17 protein-coding genes are annotated in these 17,614 nt (G+C 63.9%); 9 read left to right on the forward strand and 8 right to left on the reverse strand.

Annotated elements, in window-relative coordinates:
- Positions 1 to 108: 108 nt before the first annotated feature.
- The 4 genes from tauD to tauA form a co-directional block, all read right to left on the reverse strand.
- Positions 109 to 942: a taurine dioxygenase gene (gene tauD / locus APH44_RS05315; protein WP_054891658.1), complete on the reverse strand. Its 834-nt coding sequence runs from the start codon at positions 940 to 942 to the stop codon at positions 109 to 111.
- A 104-nt stretch (positions 943 to 1,046) separates the two neighbouring features.
- Positions 1,047 to 1,886 carry a taurine ABC transporter permease TauC gene (gene tauC / locus APH44_RS05320; protein ID WP_054891659.1) on the reverse strand — a complete coding sequence of 280 codons (840 nt, stop codon included), beginning with the start codon at positions 1,884 to 1,886 and terminating at the stop codon, positions 1,047 to 1,049.
- A complete protein-coding gene (gene tauB, locus APH44_RS05325) occupies positions 1,883 to 2,674 on the reverse strand; it encodes a taurine ABC transporter ATP-binding subunit (protein WP_054891660.1) in 792 nt (263 codons plus the stop codon). The genes tauC and tauB overlap by 4 nt, the downstream gene beginning before the upstream one ends.
- A gap of 58 nt (positions 2,675 to 2,732) precedes the next feature.
- Complete coding sequence (gene tauA / locus APH44_RS05330) at positions 2,733 to 3,704, reverse strand: taurine ABC transporter substrate-binding protein (RefSeq protein ID WP_054891661.1); 972 nt, start codon at positions 3,702 to 3,704, stop codon at positions 2,733 to 2,735.
- 484 nt (positions 3,705 to 4,188) lie between these two features.
- On the opposite strand from tauA, the gene APH44_RS05335 reads away from it, so the two are divergent.
- From APH44_RS05335 to APH44_RS05370, 8 genes are all read left to right on the forward strand, one after another.
- Positions 4,189 to 5,541 (forward strand): OprD family porin, encoded by a 1,353-nt coding sequence (locus tag APH44_RS05335; RefSeq protein WP_054891662.1) that lies wholly within the window; start codon positions 4,189 to 4,191, stop codon positions 5,539 to 5,541.
- 165 nt (positions 5,542 to 5,706) lie between these two features.
- Positions 5,707 to 6,345 (forward strand): peroxiredoxin, encoded by a 639-nt coding sequence (locus APH44_RS05340; protein WP_054891663.1) that lies wholly within the window; start codon positions 5,707 to 5,709, stop codon positions 6,343 to 6,345.
- 253 nt (positions 6,346 to 6,598) lie between these two features.
- On the forward strand, positions 6,599 to 7,192 hold the full coding sequence (gene ssuE / locus APH44_RS05345) for an NADPH-dependent FMN reductase (RefSeq protein ID WP_054891664.1): 594 nt from the start codon (positions 6,599 to 6,601) through the stop codon (positions 7,190 to 7,192).
- 95 nt (positions 7,193 to 7,287) lie between these two features.
- Entirely contained in the window at positions 7,288 to 8,253 is a 966-nt protein-coding gene (locus APH44_RS05350) for a sulfonate ABC transporter substrate-binding protein (RefSeq protein ID WP_054891665.1), read from the forward strand.
- 60 nt (positions 8,254 to 8,313) lie between these two features.
- Positions 8,314 to 9,462 (forward strand): FMNH2-dependent alkanesulfonate monooxygenase, encoded by a 1,149-nt coding sequence (gene ssuD / locus APH44_RS05355; RefSeq protein ID WP_054891666.1) that lies wholly within the window; start codon positions 8,314 to 8,316, stop codon positions 9,460 to 9,462.
- Between the two features lie 10 nt (positions 9,463 to 9,472).
- The gene (ssuC, locus tag APH44_RS05360; RefSeq protein WP_054891667.1) at positions 9,473 to 10,270 is read left to right on the forward strand and encodes an aliphatic sulfonate ABC transporter permease SsuC; all 798 of its coding nucleotides are present in this window, start codon (positions 9,473 to 9,475) and stop codon (positions 10,268 to 10,270) included.
- A complete protein-coding gene (gene ssuB, locus APH44_RS05365; protein WP_054891668.1) occupies positions 10,267 to 11,079 on the forward strand; it encodes an aliphatic sulfonates ABC transporter ATP-binding protein in 813 nt (270 codons plus the stop codon). Before ssuC ends, ssuB begins: the two co-directional genes overlap by 4 nt.
- A gap of 30 nt (positions 11,080 to 11,109) precedes the next feature.
- A complete protein-coding gene (locus APH44_RS05370) occupies positions 11,110 to 11,325 on the forward strand; it encodes a molybdopterin-binding protein (RefSeq protein WP_003255829.1) in 216 nt (71 codons plus the stop codon).
- A 93-nt stretch (positions 11,326 to 11,418) separates the two neighbouring features.
- Here the strand turns inward: APH44_RS05370 and APH44_RS05375 are convergent, their stop codons facing one another.
- From APH44_RS05375 to APH44_RS05390, 4 genes are all read right to left on the reverse strand, one after another.
- A complete protein-coding gene (locus APH44_RS05375; RefSeq protein ID WP_054891669.1) occupies positions 11,419 to 12,051 on the reverse strand; it encodes a TetR/AcrR family transcriptional regulator in 633 nt (210 codons plus the stop codon).
- Positions 12,051 to 13,628: a glutamate--cysteine ligase gene (gene gshA, locus APH44_RS05380; protein WP_177339328.1), complete on the reverse strand. Its 1,578-nt coding sequence runs from the start codon at positions 13,626 to 13,628 to the stop codon at positions 12,051 to 12,053. Before gshA ends, APH44_RS05375 begins: the two co-directional genes overlap by 1 nt.
- A 271-nt stretch (positions 13,629 to 13,899) precedes the next feature.
- On the reverse strand, positions 13,900 to 14,283 hold the full coding sequence (locus APH44_RS05385) for a PaaI family thioesterase (protein ID WP_054891671.1): 384 nt from the start codon (positions 14,281 to 14,283) through the stop codon (positions 13,900 to 13,902).
- A complete protein-coding gene (locus APH44_RS05390) occupies positions 14,283 to 16,607 on the reverse strand; it encodes a Tex family protein (RefSeq protein ID WP_054891672.1) in 2,325 nt (774 codons plus the stop codon). Before APH44_RS05390 ends, APH44_RS05385 begins: the two co-directional genes overlap by 1 nt.
- A 228-nt stretch (positions 16,608 to 16,835) precedes the next feature.
- Here APH44_RS05390 and ompR point away from each other — a divergent pair, with 228 nt between their 5' ends.
- Positions 16,836 to 17,576 (forward strand): two-component system response regulator OmpR, encoded by a 741-nt coding sequence (gene ompR, locus APH44_RS05395; protein ID WP_054891673.1) that lies wholly within the window; start codon positions 16,836 to 16,838, stop codon positions 17,574 to 17,576.
- Positions 17,577 to 17,614 lie beyond the last annotated feature (38 nt).

The following is a 17,614-nucleotide window of genomic DNA, read 5'->3' on the forward strand; positions in this document are numbered from 1 at the left end:
CTTCCATTCGCGGGCAAGTCGGAGCGCCGAACCGCCGCTCCCACAGGTGCAACACAGTTGCTGACGACTGTGGTGCACCTGTGGGAGCGGGCTTGCCCGCGAATGGTTTCAGAACGGCGCGTCGCCGAGAATCGTCGCCCGGTGCATCACCCGCCGCTGCGGCCGGTAGTCATCCACCGCGTAATGCTGGGTCACGCGGTTGTCCCAGAACGCCACGTCATTCTCCTGCCAACGCCAGCGAATGCTGAATTCTGGCCGCGTGGCATGGGCGAACAGCAGCTTGAGCAGCGCCTCGCTCTCGTGGTCGGCAAGCTCGTTGATCCGTGTGGTGAACCCTTCGTTGACGAACAACGCCTTGCGCCCGCTCACCGGATGGGTGCGCACCACCGGGTGCGACAGCGGTGGGTTGTTGCGGCGGGTGGCTTCCCAGCGCTCCAGGTCCTGGGCAGTGGTGCCGAAGCGCTCGAGCGGGAACGACTTGGTGAAGTCGTGGGTGGCCGTGAGGCCGTCGAGCAGGGTGCGCAGGGGCGCCGACAAGGCTTCGAACGCAGCGATGCCGCTGGCCCACAAGGTGTCACCGCCGTAGGCGGGCAGTTGCTTGGCGCTGAGCACCGCGCCCAGTGCCGGGGTCGGCAGGAAGGTAACGTCGGTGTGCCAGATCGCGTTGTCGCGCACGTCGGTGACTGCGGTGTCGAGAATCAGCACCTGCGGGGTTTCCGGCACGTTGGGATAGATCGGATGGATGTGCAGGTCGCCGAAGCGCGCAGCGAAGCGGGCCTGCTGGGCGGGGTCGATCGATTGTTCGCGGAAGAACAACACCTGGTGCTCGAGCAGCGCCTGCTCGATGGCGTCGCGCTGTGCGTCGGTGATGTCGCGGGACAGGTCGACGCCGCTGATCTGCGCGCCGAGGGCCGGGCTGAGGGGGGTGATGGTCAGGCTCATGTCGGTCTCGAATGGGGGCGGTTGGCGGTGTCGTTGCGGGCCTCATCGCGGGGCAAGCCCGCTCCTACAGGTAGCTCTGTGAACCCGCGATGAGGCCGGAAAGGTCAGTGACTTTGTCCATGCCAAGGCACGAGGCGGCGCTGCAGGGCACGCAGGCCCATCTCCAGGGCAAAGGCGATCAGCGCGATCAGCAAGATGCCCAGCACAACAACATCGGTGACCAGGAACTGCGCGGCTGACTGGACCATGAAGCCCAGGCCGCTGGTAGCGGCGATCAGTTCGGCGGCGACCAGTGTCGACCAGCCGACCCCGAGGCCGATGCGAATGCCGGTGAGTATGTCGGGCAAGGCGCTGGGCAGGATCACATGGCGAATCAGTTGTACCTTGCTCGCTCCCAGCGACTGCGCGGCGCGCAGCTTGGCCGGGTCGACGGTGCGCACGCCGGTGGCGGTGGCGATGGCGATCGGGGCGAAGATCGCCAGGTAGATCAGCAGCACCTTCGACAACTCGCCGATGCCGCACCAGATCACGATCAGCGGCAGGTAGGCCAGCGGTGGGATCGGCCGGTAGAACTCGATCAGTGGATCGAGGATGCCGCGGGCCACGCGGTTGTAGCCGATGGCGATGCCGACCGGAATCGCGGTCAGGGTTGCCGCCAGCAACGCCACGCCAATACGGCCCAGGCTCGCGCCCAGATGCTGCCAGAGGCTGGCGTCCATATAGCCTTGGGTCAGCAGCACCCAGGCCTTGGCCACGATGTCGCCGGGGGCGGGTAGAAACAGTGGCTCGACCCAGCCGGCAGCGGTCACCAGCCACCAGGCCAGCAGCAGGCTGCCCAGGGTCAGGGCGCTGATCCAGCGCGTCGGCAGCGGGCGGCGGGCCTTGATCGCCGACGCGGTGCGGGTGTCGGTTTTGCCGGCGACCGGCAGGTCCAGGCTGCTCATGCGGACTCCTCGCGGCGGGCGGCACGTTGGGAAAAGACTCGCGACAGCACATGCTCGCGGGTTTCGATGAAACGTGGATCGGACTTGATCGCCCGCGCCGGTTCGCCCGCGGCATAACGCTGGCCGAAGTCCAGTTGCAGGCGCTCGACCACGCGGCCCGGATTCGGTGCCAGCAACACCAGTTCGCTGGCCAGGAACACGGCTTCCTCGATGTCGTGGGTGATCAGGAACACCGGCTTTGCGGTGCGCTGCCAGACCTGCAGCAGCAACTCTTGCATCTGCTCGCGGGTGAAGGCATCGAGGGCGCCGAAGGGTTCGTCCATCAACAGTACGCGTGGGTCGGCAGCCAGGGCGCGGGCCAGGCCCACGCGTTGCTTCTGTCCGCCTGAAAGCTGCCAGATGCGTCGGTCGCCGAACCCGGCCAGATCGACCAGTGCCAGCATCTCACGCGCCTTGGCTTCACGCTGTGCGCGAGGTACGCCGGCCAGCTCCAGGCCGAAAGCGACATTGCCGAGCACGTCCTGCCAGGGCAGCAGGGCGTCATCCTGGAACACCACGCCGCGGTCGGCGCCTGGGCCTTGCACGGGCGCACCGTCAAGGGTGATGCGCCCGCCGCTGGGGGCGACGAAGCCGGCGATGAGATTGAGCAGCGAGGTCTTGCCGCTGCCGGAGGGCCCGAGGGCGACCAGCAGTTGGCGTGGCCCCAGCGTCAGGTTGATGTCATCCAGCACCGGGGTGGTGGCGCCGGGGTACTGTGCGCTGATGCGCTCCAGCTCGAGCAAGGCCATGATGGGCTCCGGTTCGGGGCGCAGGGCGCCCCTGGGTTCGATCGGTTGGGCGGGTGCTTCAGTTGGGCAGGAACTTGGCCGTTACGTACGGCGAGTAATCCGGCAGCACTGCCTCGACCTTGCCCTGCTCCTTGAGGAACGTCGCGGTGTCGGTCAGTGCCTGGGTGGTGGGCGCGCCCAGTGCCGCGGTCTGGTCGGCGGCCAACGGGTAGACGTTGCCCTCCAGCAGGCCCGGGATATCGCCGGTCTTGGCGCCGGACAGTTTGGCGAGCTTGTTCACGTTGTCTGGATTGGCCAACCAGGCTTTCGGGTCCTTGCGGTAGTCGGCGTACGCGTCAAGGGTGACCTTGGCGAACGACTTGACGATCTCCGGGTGCTTCTCGGCGAAGTCCTTGCGCACGATCCAGGCATCGAAGGTCGGGGCGCCTTTCTTTGCCAGTTCGCCAGAGGTGATCAGCACCTTGCCGTTTTCCTTGGCCACGCCCAGCGCTGGGTCCCAGACGTAGGTGGCGTCGATGTCGCCGCGTTTCCAGGCGGCGATGATCGCCGGTGGCGCGAGGTTGAGGATCTGCACCTTGGCCGGGTCGATGTTCCAGCTCTTGAGCGCCGCCAGCAGGCTGTAATGCCCAGTGGAGACGAAGGGCACGGCGACTTTCTTGCCGATCAGGTCCTGTGGACTCTTGATGCTGTCGCGGGCGACCAGCGCTTCACCGGCACCGATCTGGGTGGCGATGAGGAAGGTTTCTACCGGCACCTTGCGGGTGGTCGCGGCAGCCAGCGGGCTGGAGCCCAGGTAGCCGATCTGCACGTCGCCGGAGGCGACGGCGGCGATGATGTCGGCACCGTTGTCGAATTTGCGCCAGTCGATGCTGGCGTGGCTGGCTTTTTCGTAGCTGCCATCGGCCTGGGCCACCTTGGCCGGGTCCACGGTGGTCTGGTAGGCCACGGTCAGGTCGGCGGCCTGGGCGAACCAGCTGGCGCTTGCCAGGGTCAGCGCGGCGAACAGGCGCAGGGGGGCGTGGGGGATCATGATCGAACCTCTCGTCAGGCATCGGGTGATGAATGACGCGAAGACTAAATGATCTAATAATTACAAAATAAATAACTTTTCAGAATTAGCTTAGGAGACAAAACGCTTAGAAATCGGCGCCGTCAGAGGAAGGGTTGTGAAATTTTTGTGAAAGGCTACGCTTTCACAACTTTTCACGGAGCGCCCTCTGGCAAAGGGGTGCAGATAACCGGAAGCTATGAGCGAAGGATGTGCATACACCAAATGACGCTTAAGGTTCCGTAGTTATTCCGGAAAAATCTGACGATTTCATAAAACGGTCATTTTGGATTTATAGGATTGTCATTATCCTGTAGCGCAGGTGCATTAGACCAAAGTCGTGAAATCTCTGGTAACGATTGACTTACCAGTCACACTTTGGTGCTAAATCGCTTACCCGTGGCGAGGGGGGCATCAGATCCCCCCGCCTTGAGAATACAAAAATTAGAATGTAGAGGAGCAAAGCATGTACAAGTCTAGCCTGGCCCTGGCCGTGGCACTGGGGGTTCTCGCCCAACAAGCGGGCGCCGCTGGCTTCATCGAAGACAGCAAGGTATCCATCAGCTCGCGCACCATGTACTTCAACAACGACGACCATGAAGTTCGCACGAACGCTCAGGGTCGTAACGGTGACCAGCGCGAAACCGCCCAAGGTTTCAAGCTCGACTACCTGTCCGGCTTCACCCAAGGCACCGTTGGTTTCGGTGTCGACGTTCAAGCTCTCTGGGGTATCCACCTCGATGGCGGCCGTGGCCGTCACCCGGATAACAACACCTTCTTCCCAAGCGACAGCGACGGCTCTGCCGTGAGCCAGTGGGCTCGCATCGGTGGTAACGCCAAGGCTCGCTTCTCCAAGACCGAAGTCCACTATGGCAGCGCCCTGGCGCCAAACCTGCCGATCCTGGTTTCCAACGACGGTCGTCTGCTGCCGCAAACCTTCGAGGGCGGTACCGTCCAGTCGAAGGAAATCGACAACGTTACCCTCAACGCGGGTCAGCTGACCCACGCCATGGGTCGTGCCTCGAGCAACCGCACCGGCCTGTCCGTTGGCGGCGCTTACCGCGACAGCAACAAGTTCCAGTTCGCCGGCGGCGACTGGAAGGTCACCAAAGACCTGACCCTGCAGTACTACTACTCGAACCTGGAAGACTTCTACAAGCAGCACTTCCTGGGTCTGACCCACGTCTACCAGATCGCCAATGATCAGTCGTTCAAGACCGACCTGCGCTGGTTCAAGAGCAGCAGCGACGGCAAGAACGGCGAAGCCGGCTACACCTTCAACAACAACGGTGGCTACGCCAAGAACGCAGGCGAGGTCGACAACAAGACCTGGTCCGCGATGTTCACCTACACCATCGGCGGCCACGCAATCATGCTGGGTCACCAACAGGTTGGCGACGACGGCGGTTTCGTCTGGCTGAACCAGGGTAACGTGCGCAAGGACGGCAGCACCTCGCCGCTGGAAGGCAACGGTGGCTCGAGCTTCTACCTGTTCACCGACAGCATGATCAACCAGTTCGCCCGTGCTGGCGAGAACACCACTTTCGGTCAGTACTCCTATGACTTCGCACGTCTGGGCGTACCGGGCCTGAAGGCATCCGTGGCCTACCTGCGCGGTGATGACATCAAGAACGCCCGCACCAGCGGCACCTACAGCGAGTGGGAACGCGACGCGCGTATCGACTACGTACTGCAGGAAGGCACCCTCAAGGGCCTGGGCGTCAGCCTGCGTCACGGCACCTACCGTGGCGGCGGCGAGAGCATCAACGATGCCGATCAGACTCGTCTGATCTTCAACTACACTTACAACTTCATGTAAGTCGTAGCTGCAACGAAAGAGCCTCGCCTGGTGCGAGGCTTTTTTGTGCCTGCGAATCCGTATTCTTTCCGGTTATAAATAAATCAGTATTTATTCTTTTTGTTTTTAATCGGAAGCAGGCACATTGAATCCCACAAGGCCAGACACAGCACAGGAGCCGCTTCCATGAGCCTCAAACTCGGCGACATCGCCCCCGACTTCGAACAGGATTCCAGCGCCGGCAAGATCCGTTTCCATGAGTGGCTGGGCAACAGCTGGGGCGTGCTGTTCTCCCACCCGGCCGACTTCACCCCGGTGTGCACCACTGAACTGGGCCTGACCGCCAAGCTCAAGGATGAGTTCGCCAAGCGCGGCGTCAAGGCTATCGCACTGTCGGTGGACCCGGTCGACTCGCACCACAAGTGGATCGATGACATCAACGAGACCCAGAACACCGTGGTCAACTTCCCGATCATCGCCGATGCTGATCGCAAGGTGTCCGACCTGTACGACCTGATCCACCCCAACGCCAACGACACGCTTACCGTACGCTCGCTGTTCGTGATCGACCCGAACAAGAAGGTACGCCTGACCATCACCTATCCAGCCAGCACCGGGCGCAACTTCAACGAGATCCTGCGGGTGATCGATTCGTTGCAGCTGACCGACAACTACAAGGTCGCCACCCCGGGTAACTGGCAGGACGGCGACGAGGTAGTGATCGTGCCTTCGCTGAAGGATGAGGACGAGATCAAGCAGCGCTTCCCGAAAGGTTATCGGGCAGTCAAACCCTATCTGCGCCTCACCCCGCAACCCAATCGTTGAATCCTCGTTGCATTGTTCTTAGCCATAGCAGGGATTTCGGGCCGTTTCGACGGCCCTTTTTTATGCCTGCTCTTCGTGCGGGCAGGCTTGCCCGTGAAGCGAATGAGAGGGCGCGCTTCAGGGTGAAAAGCTATATCTCCATAACGAATAAACAAATGAAAAAATATGATTTCTAGATATATGTGGCGAGCTGCTAATGTCGGAGTCATTCACAGGGGCCACACCCCGGAACCGAATTGAAGGAAGCGCTGCAATGCTGGTTGTTTCGATAGGTGGTAGCCCCAGTACCCGTTCACGCTCCGGCGTGCTGCTAGAGCGTTCGCGCCAGTGGTTGCAGGATCGTGGTGTGGAGGTGGTGACCTTCCAGGTGCGCGAGTTTCCGGCAGAGGACCTGCTCCACGCACGTTTCGACAGCCCGCAGGTACAGCACTTCCAGCAACTGGTAGCCCAGGCTGATGGGCTGGTGGTGTCGACCCCGGTGTACAAGGCATCGTTCGCCGGGGCCCTGAAAACGTTGCTCGACCTGTTGCCCGAGCGTGCGCTGGAACACAAGGTGGTCCTGCCGATCGCGACCGGCGGCAGCATCGCCCACATGCTGGCGGTGGATTACGCATTGAAGCCTGTGCTGTCGGCACTCAAGGCGCAGGAGACCCTTCAAGGGATCTTCGCCGACGACAGCCAGGTCGCTTACGCCGAAGGCAATCGCCCGGCACAGTTGGCCGAGGCCCTGGAAGCCCGCCTGCTGGACTCGCTGGAAACCTTCCACAGTGCCCTGGCGCGTCGACCCAAGCCGGTCGCTCCAGGTGTACTCAACGAACGCCTGATCAGTGCTCGCTGGAGCATCTGAACCAGCCCGCAAATGCGTCACCGTTTTTCCACCTTACTCGCCCGACAACGAGGCAAGCAGGTGCAACCCGAACCTCATTCGCACAGGAGAGCGCCATGCGCACAGTCTTCTTGCGTCGTGGTCTGGTCGCCCTGTTTGCGGCGGCTGTGTCCTTCGGCGCCATCACCCAAGCCCAGGCCGAGAGCCTGCGCATCGGTTACCAGAAATACGGCACCCTGGTGCTGCTCAAGGCCAAGGGCTCGCTGGAGAAGCGCCTGAAGGAACAGGGCATCGACGTGCAGTGGACCGAGTTCCCCGGTGGCCCGCAGCTCCTCGAAGGGCTGAACGTCGGCTCGATCGATTTCGGTGTCACCGGCGAAACCCCGCCCGTCTTCGCCCAGGCCGCCGGTGCCGACCTGCTCTACGTGGCCTATGAGCCGCCTGCGCCGCACAGCGAGGCGATCCTCGTGCCCAAGGGCTCGCCGATCCAGTCGGTGAAAGAGCTCAAAGGCAAGAAAGTCGCGCTGAACAAAGGCTCCAACGTGCACTACCTGCTGGTCCGCGCCCTTGAGGACGCCGGCCTGAAATACAGCGATATCCAACCCGTGTACCTGCCGCCTGCCGATGCCCGCGCCGCCTTCGAGCGTGGCAGCGTCGATGCCTGGGTGATCTGGGACCCGTACCAGGCGGCTGCCGAACAGCAGTTGCAGGCCCGTACCCTGCGTGATGGCAAGGACCTGGTCGACAACCACCAGTTCTACCTGGCCACCCGCAGCTACGCGACCCAGCACCCGGCAGTGGTCAGCGCCCTGATCGACGAGGTGCGCGCCGTGGGCGAGTGGTCCCAGGCCAACCCGCAGCAAGTGACCGACCAGGTCGCGCCGCTGCTCGGCCTGCCGGCCGACATCACCCTGACCTCGGTCAAGCGCCAGGGCTACGGCGCTGCGCCGCTGACGCCCGAAGTGATCGCCGCGCAACAGAAGATCGCCGACACCTTCCAGGCTCTGAAGCTGATTCCCAAGCCCTTGAGCATCAAGGACGTGATCTGGACCCCACCGGCCAAGGTCGCCAGCGCACCTTGAACGATTCGCCTGCGCCGCAGCATCGCTGCGGCTTGAGCCACCCTTGAGGAGACAACTCCAATGAGCCTTAACATTTTCTGGTTCCTCCCCACCCACGGTGACGGCAAGTACCTGGGTACCACCGAAGGCGCACGCGCCGTCGATCACGGCTACCTGACCCAGGTCGCCCAGGCGGCCGATCGCCTGGGTTTCGGTGGCGTGCTGATCCCTACCGGTCGCTCCTGCGAGGATTCCTGGCTGGTTGCGGCATCACTGATTCCGGTGACCCAGAACCTGAAGTTCCTGGTTGCGCTGCGCCCGGGCATCATTTCGCCGACCGTGGCCGCTCGCCAGGCAGCGACCCTGGATCGCCTGTCCAACGGCCGTGCGCTGTTCAACCTGGTGACCGGTGGCGATCCGGACGAGCTGGCCGGTGACGGCCTGCACCTGAATCACGAGGAGCGCTACGAAGCCTCGGTCGAGTTCACCCGCATCTGGCGCAAGGTGCTGGAAGGCGAAGTGGTCGACTATGACGGCAAGCACATCCAGGTGAAGGGCGCCAAGCTGCTCTATCCGCCGATCCAGCAGCCGCGTCCTCCGCTGTATTTCGGCGGTTCGTCCGAGGCCGCACAGGATCTGGCCGCCGAGCAGGTCGAGCTGTACCTGACCTGGGGTGAGCCACCGGCTGCCGTAGCGGAGAAGATTGCCGCAGTGCGTGAGAAAGCCGCTGCGCAAGGCCGCGAGGTGCGCTTCGGTATCCGCCTGCACGTGATCGTGCGGGAAACCAACGAAGAAGCCTGGGCCGCCGCCGATCGCCTGATTTCGCACCTGGACGACGACACCATCGCCCGCGCCCAGGCCTCGCTGGCGCGCTTCGATTCGGTTGGCCAGCAACGCATGGCAGCCCTGCACAACGGCAACCGCGACAAGCTCGAAGTCAGCCCCAACCTGTGGGCGGGCGTCGGCCTGGTGCGAGGCGGCGCCGGTACCGCACTGGTGGGTGATGGCCCGACGGTCGCGGCACGCGTCAAGGAATACGCCGACCTGGGCATCGATACCTTCATCTTCTCCGGTTACCCACACCTGGAAGAGTCCTATCGCGTCGCCGAGCTGCTGTTCCCGCACCTGGACGTGCAGCGCCCGGAGCAGGCCAAGACCGGGGGCTATGTGAGCCCGTTCGGTGAAATGGTCGCCAACGACATCCTGCCCAAGTCCGTGTCGCAGAGCTGAGGGTCAGGTCATGAGTCGTGCAACTTCTTCCACCCTGACACAGCGCCTGGCGCCATGGGCCTTGCCCGTGTTGCTGCTGGCGGTGTGGCAGCTGGCGGTCAGCGCTGGATGGTTGTCCACGCGCATCCTGCCGGCACCGAGCGCGGTGGTCAGCGCCGGTGTCGAGCTGGTGCGCAGCGGCGAGATCTGGACACACCTGGCGATCAGCGGCTGGCGCGCCGGTGTGGGCTTTCTGATTGGCGGTAGCATCGGCCTGTTGCTGGGGTTCATCACCGGCCTTTCGAACTGGGGCGAACGCCTGCTCGACAGCTCGGTACAGATGATCCGCAACGTGCCGCACCTGGCGCTGATCCCGCTGGTGATCCTGTGGTTCGGCATCGACGAGTCGGCGAAGATCTTCCTGGTCGCGCTGGGCACGCTGTTCCCGATCTACCTGAACACCTACCACGGCATCCGTAATGTCGACCCGGCGCTGGTGGAAATGGCGCGCAGCTATGGCCTGTCCGGTTTCTCGCTGTTCCGCCAGGTGATCCTGCCCGGGGCGCTGCCGTCGATCCTGGTCGGTGTGCGCTTCGCCTTGGGCTTCATGTGGCTGACCCTGATCGTTGCCGAGACCATCTCGGCCAATGCCGGCATCGGTTACCTGGCGATGAACGCCCGTGAATTCCTGCAAACCGACGTGGTGGTCCTGGCCATCGTCATGTACGCCGTGCTCGGCAAGCTCGCCGACCTCGCCGCCCGTGGTCTGGAGCGTGTCTGGCTGCGCTGGCACCCCGCCTACCAGGTGGCGAAGAAGGAGGGCGCATGACCGTGCTCAAGCAACAACCGCCGCGCCTGCTGCGTGGCATCCCGCTGGCCGCCAACGGCCTGCGCAAGACGTTCGGCAAGCGTGAAGTGCTGCGCGGTATCGACCTGCACATCCCGGCCGGTCAGTTCGTCGCCATCGTCGGCCGCTCCGGCTGCGGCAAGAGCACCTTGCTGCGCTTGCTGGCCGGTCTGGACCAGCCCAGTGCCGGTGATCTGCTGGCCGGTGCTGCGCCGCTGGCCGATGCGCGCGAGGAAACTCGCCTGATGTTCCAGGACGCCCGTCTGCTGCCCTGGAAGAAGGTGATCGACAACGTCGGCCTGGGCTTGTCCGGTGACTGGCGGCCGCGCGCGGTGCAAGCGCTGGAGGAGGTCGGCCTGGCCGATCGAGCCAACGAATGGCCTGCTGCGCTGTCCGGCGGACAAAAGCAGCGCGTGGCCCTGGCTCGGGCGCTGATCCACCAGCCGCGCCTGCTGCTGCTCGACGAGCCGCTGGGTGCACTGGATGCCCTGACCCGGATCGAAATGCAGCAACTGATCGAGCGCCTGTGGCGCGAACACGGCTTCACCGTTTTGCTGGTCACCCACGACGTCAACGAAGCCGTCGCCGTGGCCGACCGGGTGATCCTGATCGAGGACGGCGAGGTCGGCCTGGACCTTACCGTCGACCTGGCAAGGCCGCGGGCGCGTGGTTCGCACCGCCTGGCTGCGCTGGAAAGCGAAGTGCTCAACCGTGTCCTGTCCGTCCCTGGCACCCCGCCCGAGCCGGAGCCTGTAGCCCCTTTGCCCACGCAACTGCGTTGGGCCCACTGAATCTGCGAAGCCAACCAAAGGAATCAAGCCATGACCATTAAAGCGATCAACGTCCGCAACCAGTTCAAAGGCACCGTCAAAGAAATCCTCGAAGGCCCGGTATTGTCGGAAATCGACGTGCAGACCGCCTCCGGCATCGTCACTTCGGTGATCACCACCCGTTCCGTGCGCGAGCTGGAACTGCAGGTTGGCAGTGAAGTGATTGCCTTCGTGAAATCGACCGAGGTGTCTATCGCCAAGCTGTGATGGCGTTCGACTCCCAGGCCCTTGTGAAGGCCTTCGCGGGCAAGCCCGCTCCCACGGTTCCCCGTAGGAGCGGGCTTGCCCGCGAAAGCGGTTTCAGCTTGGGCGTTTGGCCAGAAAGGGCGGCAGGTAAAGCCCCAGATACGCTTCGAAGACCCGCATCCCTTCCTCCGCCATGCGCGGAGTGATCTGTTCGTGCAACTGCATCGACCGGGCATAGACCCGGTCGCTCAGCTCCATCGCCAGGGCAAACACATCCACGTCGGTGGGCATTCTGGGTAACTGGAAATGCCGGTCGAACAAGCTGTGCATCAGCTTGCCGAGCTCCAGGTCGTGCTGGCGGTCGGCTTGCGCCACTTCACTCAGCCCATGCTGGGCAAGGATCAACTGCCGGGCGGCGGTGTCCTGGCGGTAGATCTCCAGCGTGCGCTGCTCCACCAGACGTGACAAGCCCTGCCAGGTGCTGAAGGCGTGGGCGTCGATCGGCGCGCTCAGCGCCTCGCGAAAAGCGCGGTGCACATCTGCAGTCAGAGCTTCGAGCAACGCCGGAACGCTGGCGAAGAAGTGATAGACCGAGGACGGAGGGATCTGCGCCCGTTCGGCCACGCTGTAGATCGACAGCCCCGCCACACCTTCGCCTGCCAGCAGCTCGCGAGCGGCCGCCAGGATCGCTTCGATCCTGGCCTGGCTACTGGCGCGGGGCTTGCGCGGCGAGGGCGTGCGGCTCATCAGTTGCTGATCGCCAGGATGCTGGCCTGGTAGGCACCAACGAACAGGTCGAAGTCGCCGACTTCCTGCTGCTCCAGACGCGACTGTTCGGCCAGAGAGTCGCGGGCGAGGGTTTCGAAGGCTTGCTGGCGCTCGCCAGGCAGCGCTTGCTCGCGGAAGGTTTCGGCGTGCAGCTTGCTCTGGCGCAGCGAGAATGCGACGAAGCTTTCGTCGTGCTCGGTCATGCGCGCCAGGACCTGTGCAGAAGGTGTCAGCTCAGGGTCCTCGACCTTGGCTTGCTGCGCCTCCAGGGCCTTGGCGTGGTCGTCGCCACCTTGCGCCTGGTCAAGCAGTCCGGCCAGCTGGCCGATGCGGGCGATCAGCTCGCTGGCCCATTCGCGCAGGGTGACCGGCTGGCCATCGCGCTGCAGCTCAAGGCCTGGGCGGCGCCCCTCCTTGACCACGGTGAGGAAGTTGCTGGTGCACTGGCCGCATTCGCCGTTGTCCAGCGACGGGCTCTCATCAAGCGCGCAGAACAGCAGGAAGGCGTCGAGGAAGCGCGCCTCGGTGAGGTCGATGCCCACCGGCAGGAACGGGTTGATGTCCAGGCAGCGCACCTCGACATACTGCACGCCGCGCGAGATCAAGGCCTGGATCGGACGTTCGCCGGTGTAGGTCACGCGCTTGGGGCGAATGTTCGAGTAGTACTCGTTCTCGATCTGCAGGATGTTGGTGTTCAACTGCACCCATTCGCCGTCCTTGTGCGTGCCCACTTCGACATAGGGTGGGTAAGGCGTGCCAACGGCCTTGCGCAGGCTGTCGGTGTAGCTGGACAGATTGTTGTAGCAGGGCGTCAGGCCTGCCTGGGCGTTGCTCTGGTATCCCAGGTCGCTCATGCGCAGGCTGGTGGCGTAGGGCAGGTAGAGGGTGTCGGCGTCCAGCTCTTCGAGCTGGTGCGGGCGGCCGCGCAGGAAGCCTTTGTCCAGCGCTGGCGAGGCACCGAACAGGTACATCAGCAGCCAGCTGTAGCGGCGGAAGTTGCGGATCAGCGCGATGTAGGCCGACGACTGATAGTCACGATCGTCCTGTTCGCTGCCTTCGGCTTCACGCAGCAGGGGCCAGAGGGCCTCGGGCAGCGAGAAGTTGTAGTGGATGCCGGCGATGCACTGCATGGTGCGGCCGTAGCGCAAGGCCAGGCCCTTGCGGTACACGTGCTTGAGCTTGCCGATGTTGGAGCTGCCGTACTCGGCGATCGGAATGTCTTCCTCGGCGGGCAGCGCGCACGGCATCGACGGGCTCCACAGGTATTCATCGCCGAGCTTGGTGTAGACGAAGCGGTGGATCTCCTCGAGGTTCTCGAGCACCTTGGCCGGGTCAGGCAGGGCCGGGGTGATGAACTCCAGCAGCGATTCGGAGTAATCGGTGGTGATCTGCTCGTTGGTCAGTGCCGAACCCAGGGCTTCGGGGTGTGGGGTCTGGGCCAGCCGACCTTCGTCGGTTACTCGCAGGCATTCGCGCTCAATGCCGTGCAGGCACTGCTTGAGCAGGGAGAGATTGGCGCCGAGCAAGCTCAGGCGGCGATTGAGGAGGTCGCTCAAGATGGATTCCTTCACGCGTCAGTCGCCCCAATATGGGGGTAGAAGTGACGGTCTACAAGGGTAGGGACAAAGGAACTGGCGTTGTCGCCTGGTTTACGCGGTTCCGGTGCTGGTAGCGCAGATACTTCGGGGCCTTGCCGAGCCCATCGCGGGACAAGCCCGCTCCCACATAAGCACCGAGGCACCTGTGGGAGCGGGCTTGTCCCGCGATAGGGTCAGTGACAGCGCCCGACCAATACCGGCAAAAATACCGCAGTTACCACTCGGGGAGCTAGAGAACCGCGAAGGTTCCCTGTGCCTTGGCCACCAGTTTGTCGCCCTGGAGCACGTCGGCGTCGACCACCAGCGTGCGCCGCCCTGCGTGTATCACCCGGGCGGTGCACAGCACTTCGCCGTCGCTGACAGCGCGCATGTAGTTGATCTTGCATTCGATGGTCACGCTTTGCTGGTCGAAGCCATGGCTGGCCGAGCAGGCCAGGCCCATGGCGATGTCCACCAGGCTGAAGATCGCCCCGCCGTGCAGTTTCTGGCCACGGTTGCGCAGGTGTGGTTCCAGCGCCAGGGCCACCTCGGCAACGCCTGTGTCCAGGCGTTGCAGGCGGCAGCCCAGGAGCTGGCTGAAGGCGCTTTCGACGTATTCCTTCGGGACGTCCATCACTTCTTCTTCAACTGCTTGGCGTTGGCGAACAGCGCGGCCATGGCGTTGTTGGCCGGCGCGGCGGTGGCCATTTCACGTGGGCGCGGGGCCTGTTGCGAACGGTTGCCGCCGTTGCCGCGTGGGCCGCCACGGTTGCCTTCGACCTTCTCGCCCGGGGTATCGCTCATGCGCATGGACAAGCCGACGCGCTTGCGCGGGATGTCCACTTCCATGACCTTGACCTTGACCACGTCGCCGGCCTTGACCGCTTCGCGCGGATCCTTGACGAACTTCTCCGACAGCGCCGAGATGTGCACCAGGCCATCCTGGTGCACGCCGATGTCGACGAAGGCGCCGAAGTTGGTGACGTTGGTCACCACGCCTTCGAGGATCATGCCGGGCTCCAGGTCCTTGAGGTCCTCGACGCCATCCTGGAAGGTCGCGGTCTTGAACTCAGGGCGCGGGTCGCGGCCGGGCTTGTCCAGCTCCTGGAGGATGTCGGTGACGGTCGGCAGGCCGAAGGATTCGTCGGTGAATTTCTTCGGGTCGAGGCGCTTGAGGAAGCTGCTGTCGCCGATCAGCGAGCGGATATCGCGGCCGGTGTCGGCGGCGATGCGTTGTACCAGCGGGTAGGCCTCGGGGTGCACGGCAGAGGCGTCCAGCGGATTGTCACCGTTCATCACGCGCAGGAAGCCTGCGGCCTGCTCGAAGGTCTTCTCGCCCAGGCGGCTGACTTTCTTCAGTGCCGCCCGGGTGGCGAACGGGCCGTTGGCGTCGCGGTGGGCGACGATGTTCTGTGCCAGCGTCGCATTGAGGCCGGAGATGCGGGTCAGCAAGGCCACCGAGGCGGTGTTGACGTCCACGCCCACGGCGTTCACGCAGTCCTCGACCACAGCGTCCAGGCCGCGCGCCAATTTCACCTGCGACACATCGTGCTGGTACTGGCCTACCCCGATGGACTTCGGATCGATCTTCACCAGTTCGGCCAGCGGGTCCTGCAGGCGACGGGCAATCGACACCGCGCCGCGGATCGAGACGTCGAGATCGGGGAATTCGCGGGCAGCCAGTTCGGACGCTGAATACACCGAGGCGCCCGCCTCGGAGACCATGATCTTGGTGATCTGCAGTGCCGGATATTTTTTCACCAGGTCAGCGATCAGTTTGTCGCTTTCGCGGCTGGCGGTGCCGTTGCCGATGGCGATCAGCTCCACCGAATGCTTGGCGCACAGGGCCGCCAGTACGGCGAGGGTGCGGTCCCAGTCGTTTTTCGGTGCGTGCGGGTAGACGGTGGTGTAGTCCAGCAGCTTGCCGGTGGCATCGACTACCGCGACCTTGCAGCCAGTGCGCAGGCCCGGGTCGAAGCCTAGGGTCGCACGCGGGCCGGCGGGGGCGGCCAACAGCAGGTCGTGCAGGTTATGGGCGAAGACGTTGATCGCCTCGCTTTCGGCGTTGTCGCGCAGCTCGCCGAACAGGTCGGTTTCCAGGTGGGTGTAGAGCTTGACCTTCCAGGTCCAGCGCACCACCTCGCCCAGCCATTTGTCGGCCGGGCGGCCGCGGTTTTCGATACCAACGTGGCTGGCGATCATCAGCTCGCACGGGTGCAGGGTGCCCGGTAGTTCCTCGCCGACCTTGAGCGAGGCGCTCAGCACGCCTTCGTTGCGACCGCGGAAGATCGCCAGGGCGCGGTGCGACGGGGCGTTGCGCAGCAGTTCGTCGTGGGCGAAGTAGTCGCGGAACTTGGCGCCTTCCTCTTCCTTGCCCGGCACCACGCGCGCGGTGAGCACCGCCTCCTGCTTGAGGAAACCGCGCAGTTTGTCGAGCAGGGCGGCGTCTTCCGCGAAGCGCTCCATGAGGATGTACTTGGCGCCTTCGAGGGCGGCCTTGACGTCGGCGACGCCTTTGTCGGCGTCGACGAATCGCACGGCTTCGCTTTCAGGGTCGCGCTGCGGGTCGTCGAACAGGCCGTCGGCCAGTTCACCCAGGCCGGCTTCCAGGGCGATCTGGCCCTTGGTGCGGCGCTTTTGCTTGTAAGGCAGGTAAAGATCTTCGAGGCGGGTCTTGGTGTCGGCGAGCTTGATCTCGCGGGCCAGTTCCGGGGTCAGCTTGCCCTGCTCCTCGATGCTGGCCAGGATGCTGGCGCGGCGCTCGTCGAGTTCACGCAGGTAACGCAGGCGCTCTTCCAGGTGGCGCAGTTGCGTATCGTCCAGGCTGCCGGTCACTTCCTTGCGGTAACGGGCGATGAAGGGCACCGTCGAGCCTTCGTCCAACAGGCCCACGGCCGCCTCGACCTGCTGTGGGCGCACGCCCAGTTCCTCGGCGATACGGCTGTTGATGCTGTCCATGAGAACCACCTGACAAATAGTGAATACTAAGGCCGCAGTGGGGGTTCAGGCCCGGCGGCACTGGATGAAAGCCGCGCATTATACCCATCGTGTCCGGCTTGCGGTGATGGCGCTGAGCCATGTGTGTCGAGCGAGAAGTGGCACCCGGGGAAAAATCTGCTAACAATGCACACGGCACGCGTCGCAATGGCTACGCCATAATGCGCGGCGATATCAGAGGAGTTATTGATGACCAGCACCGCAAACATTGCTGAAGGCGAAAAGATTCTCATCGTTGACGACGATCCGGGGCTGAGCAGCCTGCTGGAGCGTTTCTTCACCAGCAAGGGCTTCCGTGCCCGCGCCGTGCCGAACGTCGAGCAGATGGACCGCCTGCTGGCCCGTGAAGTGTTCAACCTGGTGGTGCTCGATCTCATGCTGCCGGGTGAAGACGGCCTCTCCGCCTGCCGCCGCCTGCGCGCGGCGAACAACCAGATCCCGATCATCATGCTCACCGCCAAGGGCGACGAGCTTAGCCGCATCAAGGGCCTTGAACTGGGCGCTGACGATTATCTCGCCAAGCCGTTCAACCCCGACGAGCTGGTCGCGCGGGTCAAGGCCGTGCTGCGGCGCCAGGCTCCGAGCGTTCCTGGCGCCCCGGGCAGCGAGGAAGAAACCGTCACGTTCGGCGACTACGAGCTGTCGCTGGCGACCCGCGAACTCAAGCGCGGCGATGAAGTGCACATGCTCACCACCGGTGAATTCGCCGTGCTCAAGGCTTTGGTCATGCATGCTCGCGAACCGCTGACCCGCGACAAACTGATGAACCTTGCCCGCGGCCGTGAGTGGGACGCCCTGGAACGCTCCATCGACGTGCAGATCTCGCGTCTGCGCCGCATGATCGAGCCCGATCCATCGAAGCCTCGCTACATCCAGACGGTCTGGGGTGTGGGTTATGTCTTCGTGCCGGACGGAAATGCTGGTAAATGAACCGCTGCCATGACACGGCAGGGCGGCCCGAAAGGGTC

It is taken from the genome of Pseudomonas sp. NBRC 111143 (assembly GCF_001320965.1).
Taxonomy (GTDB): Bacteria; Pseudomonadota; Gammaproteobacteria; order Pseudomonadales; family Pseudomonadaceae; genus Aquipseudomonas; species Aquipseudomonas machongensis.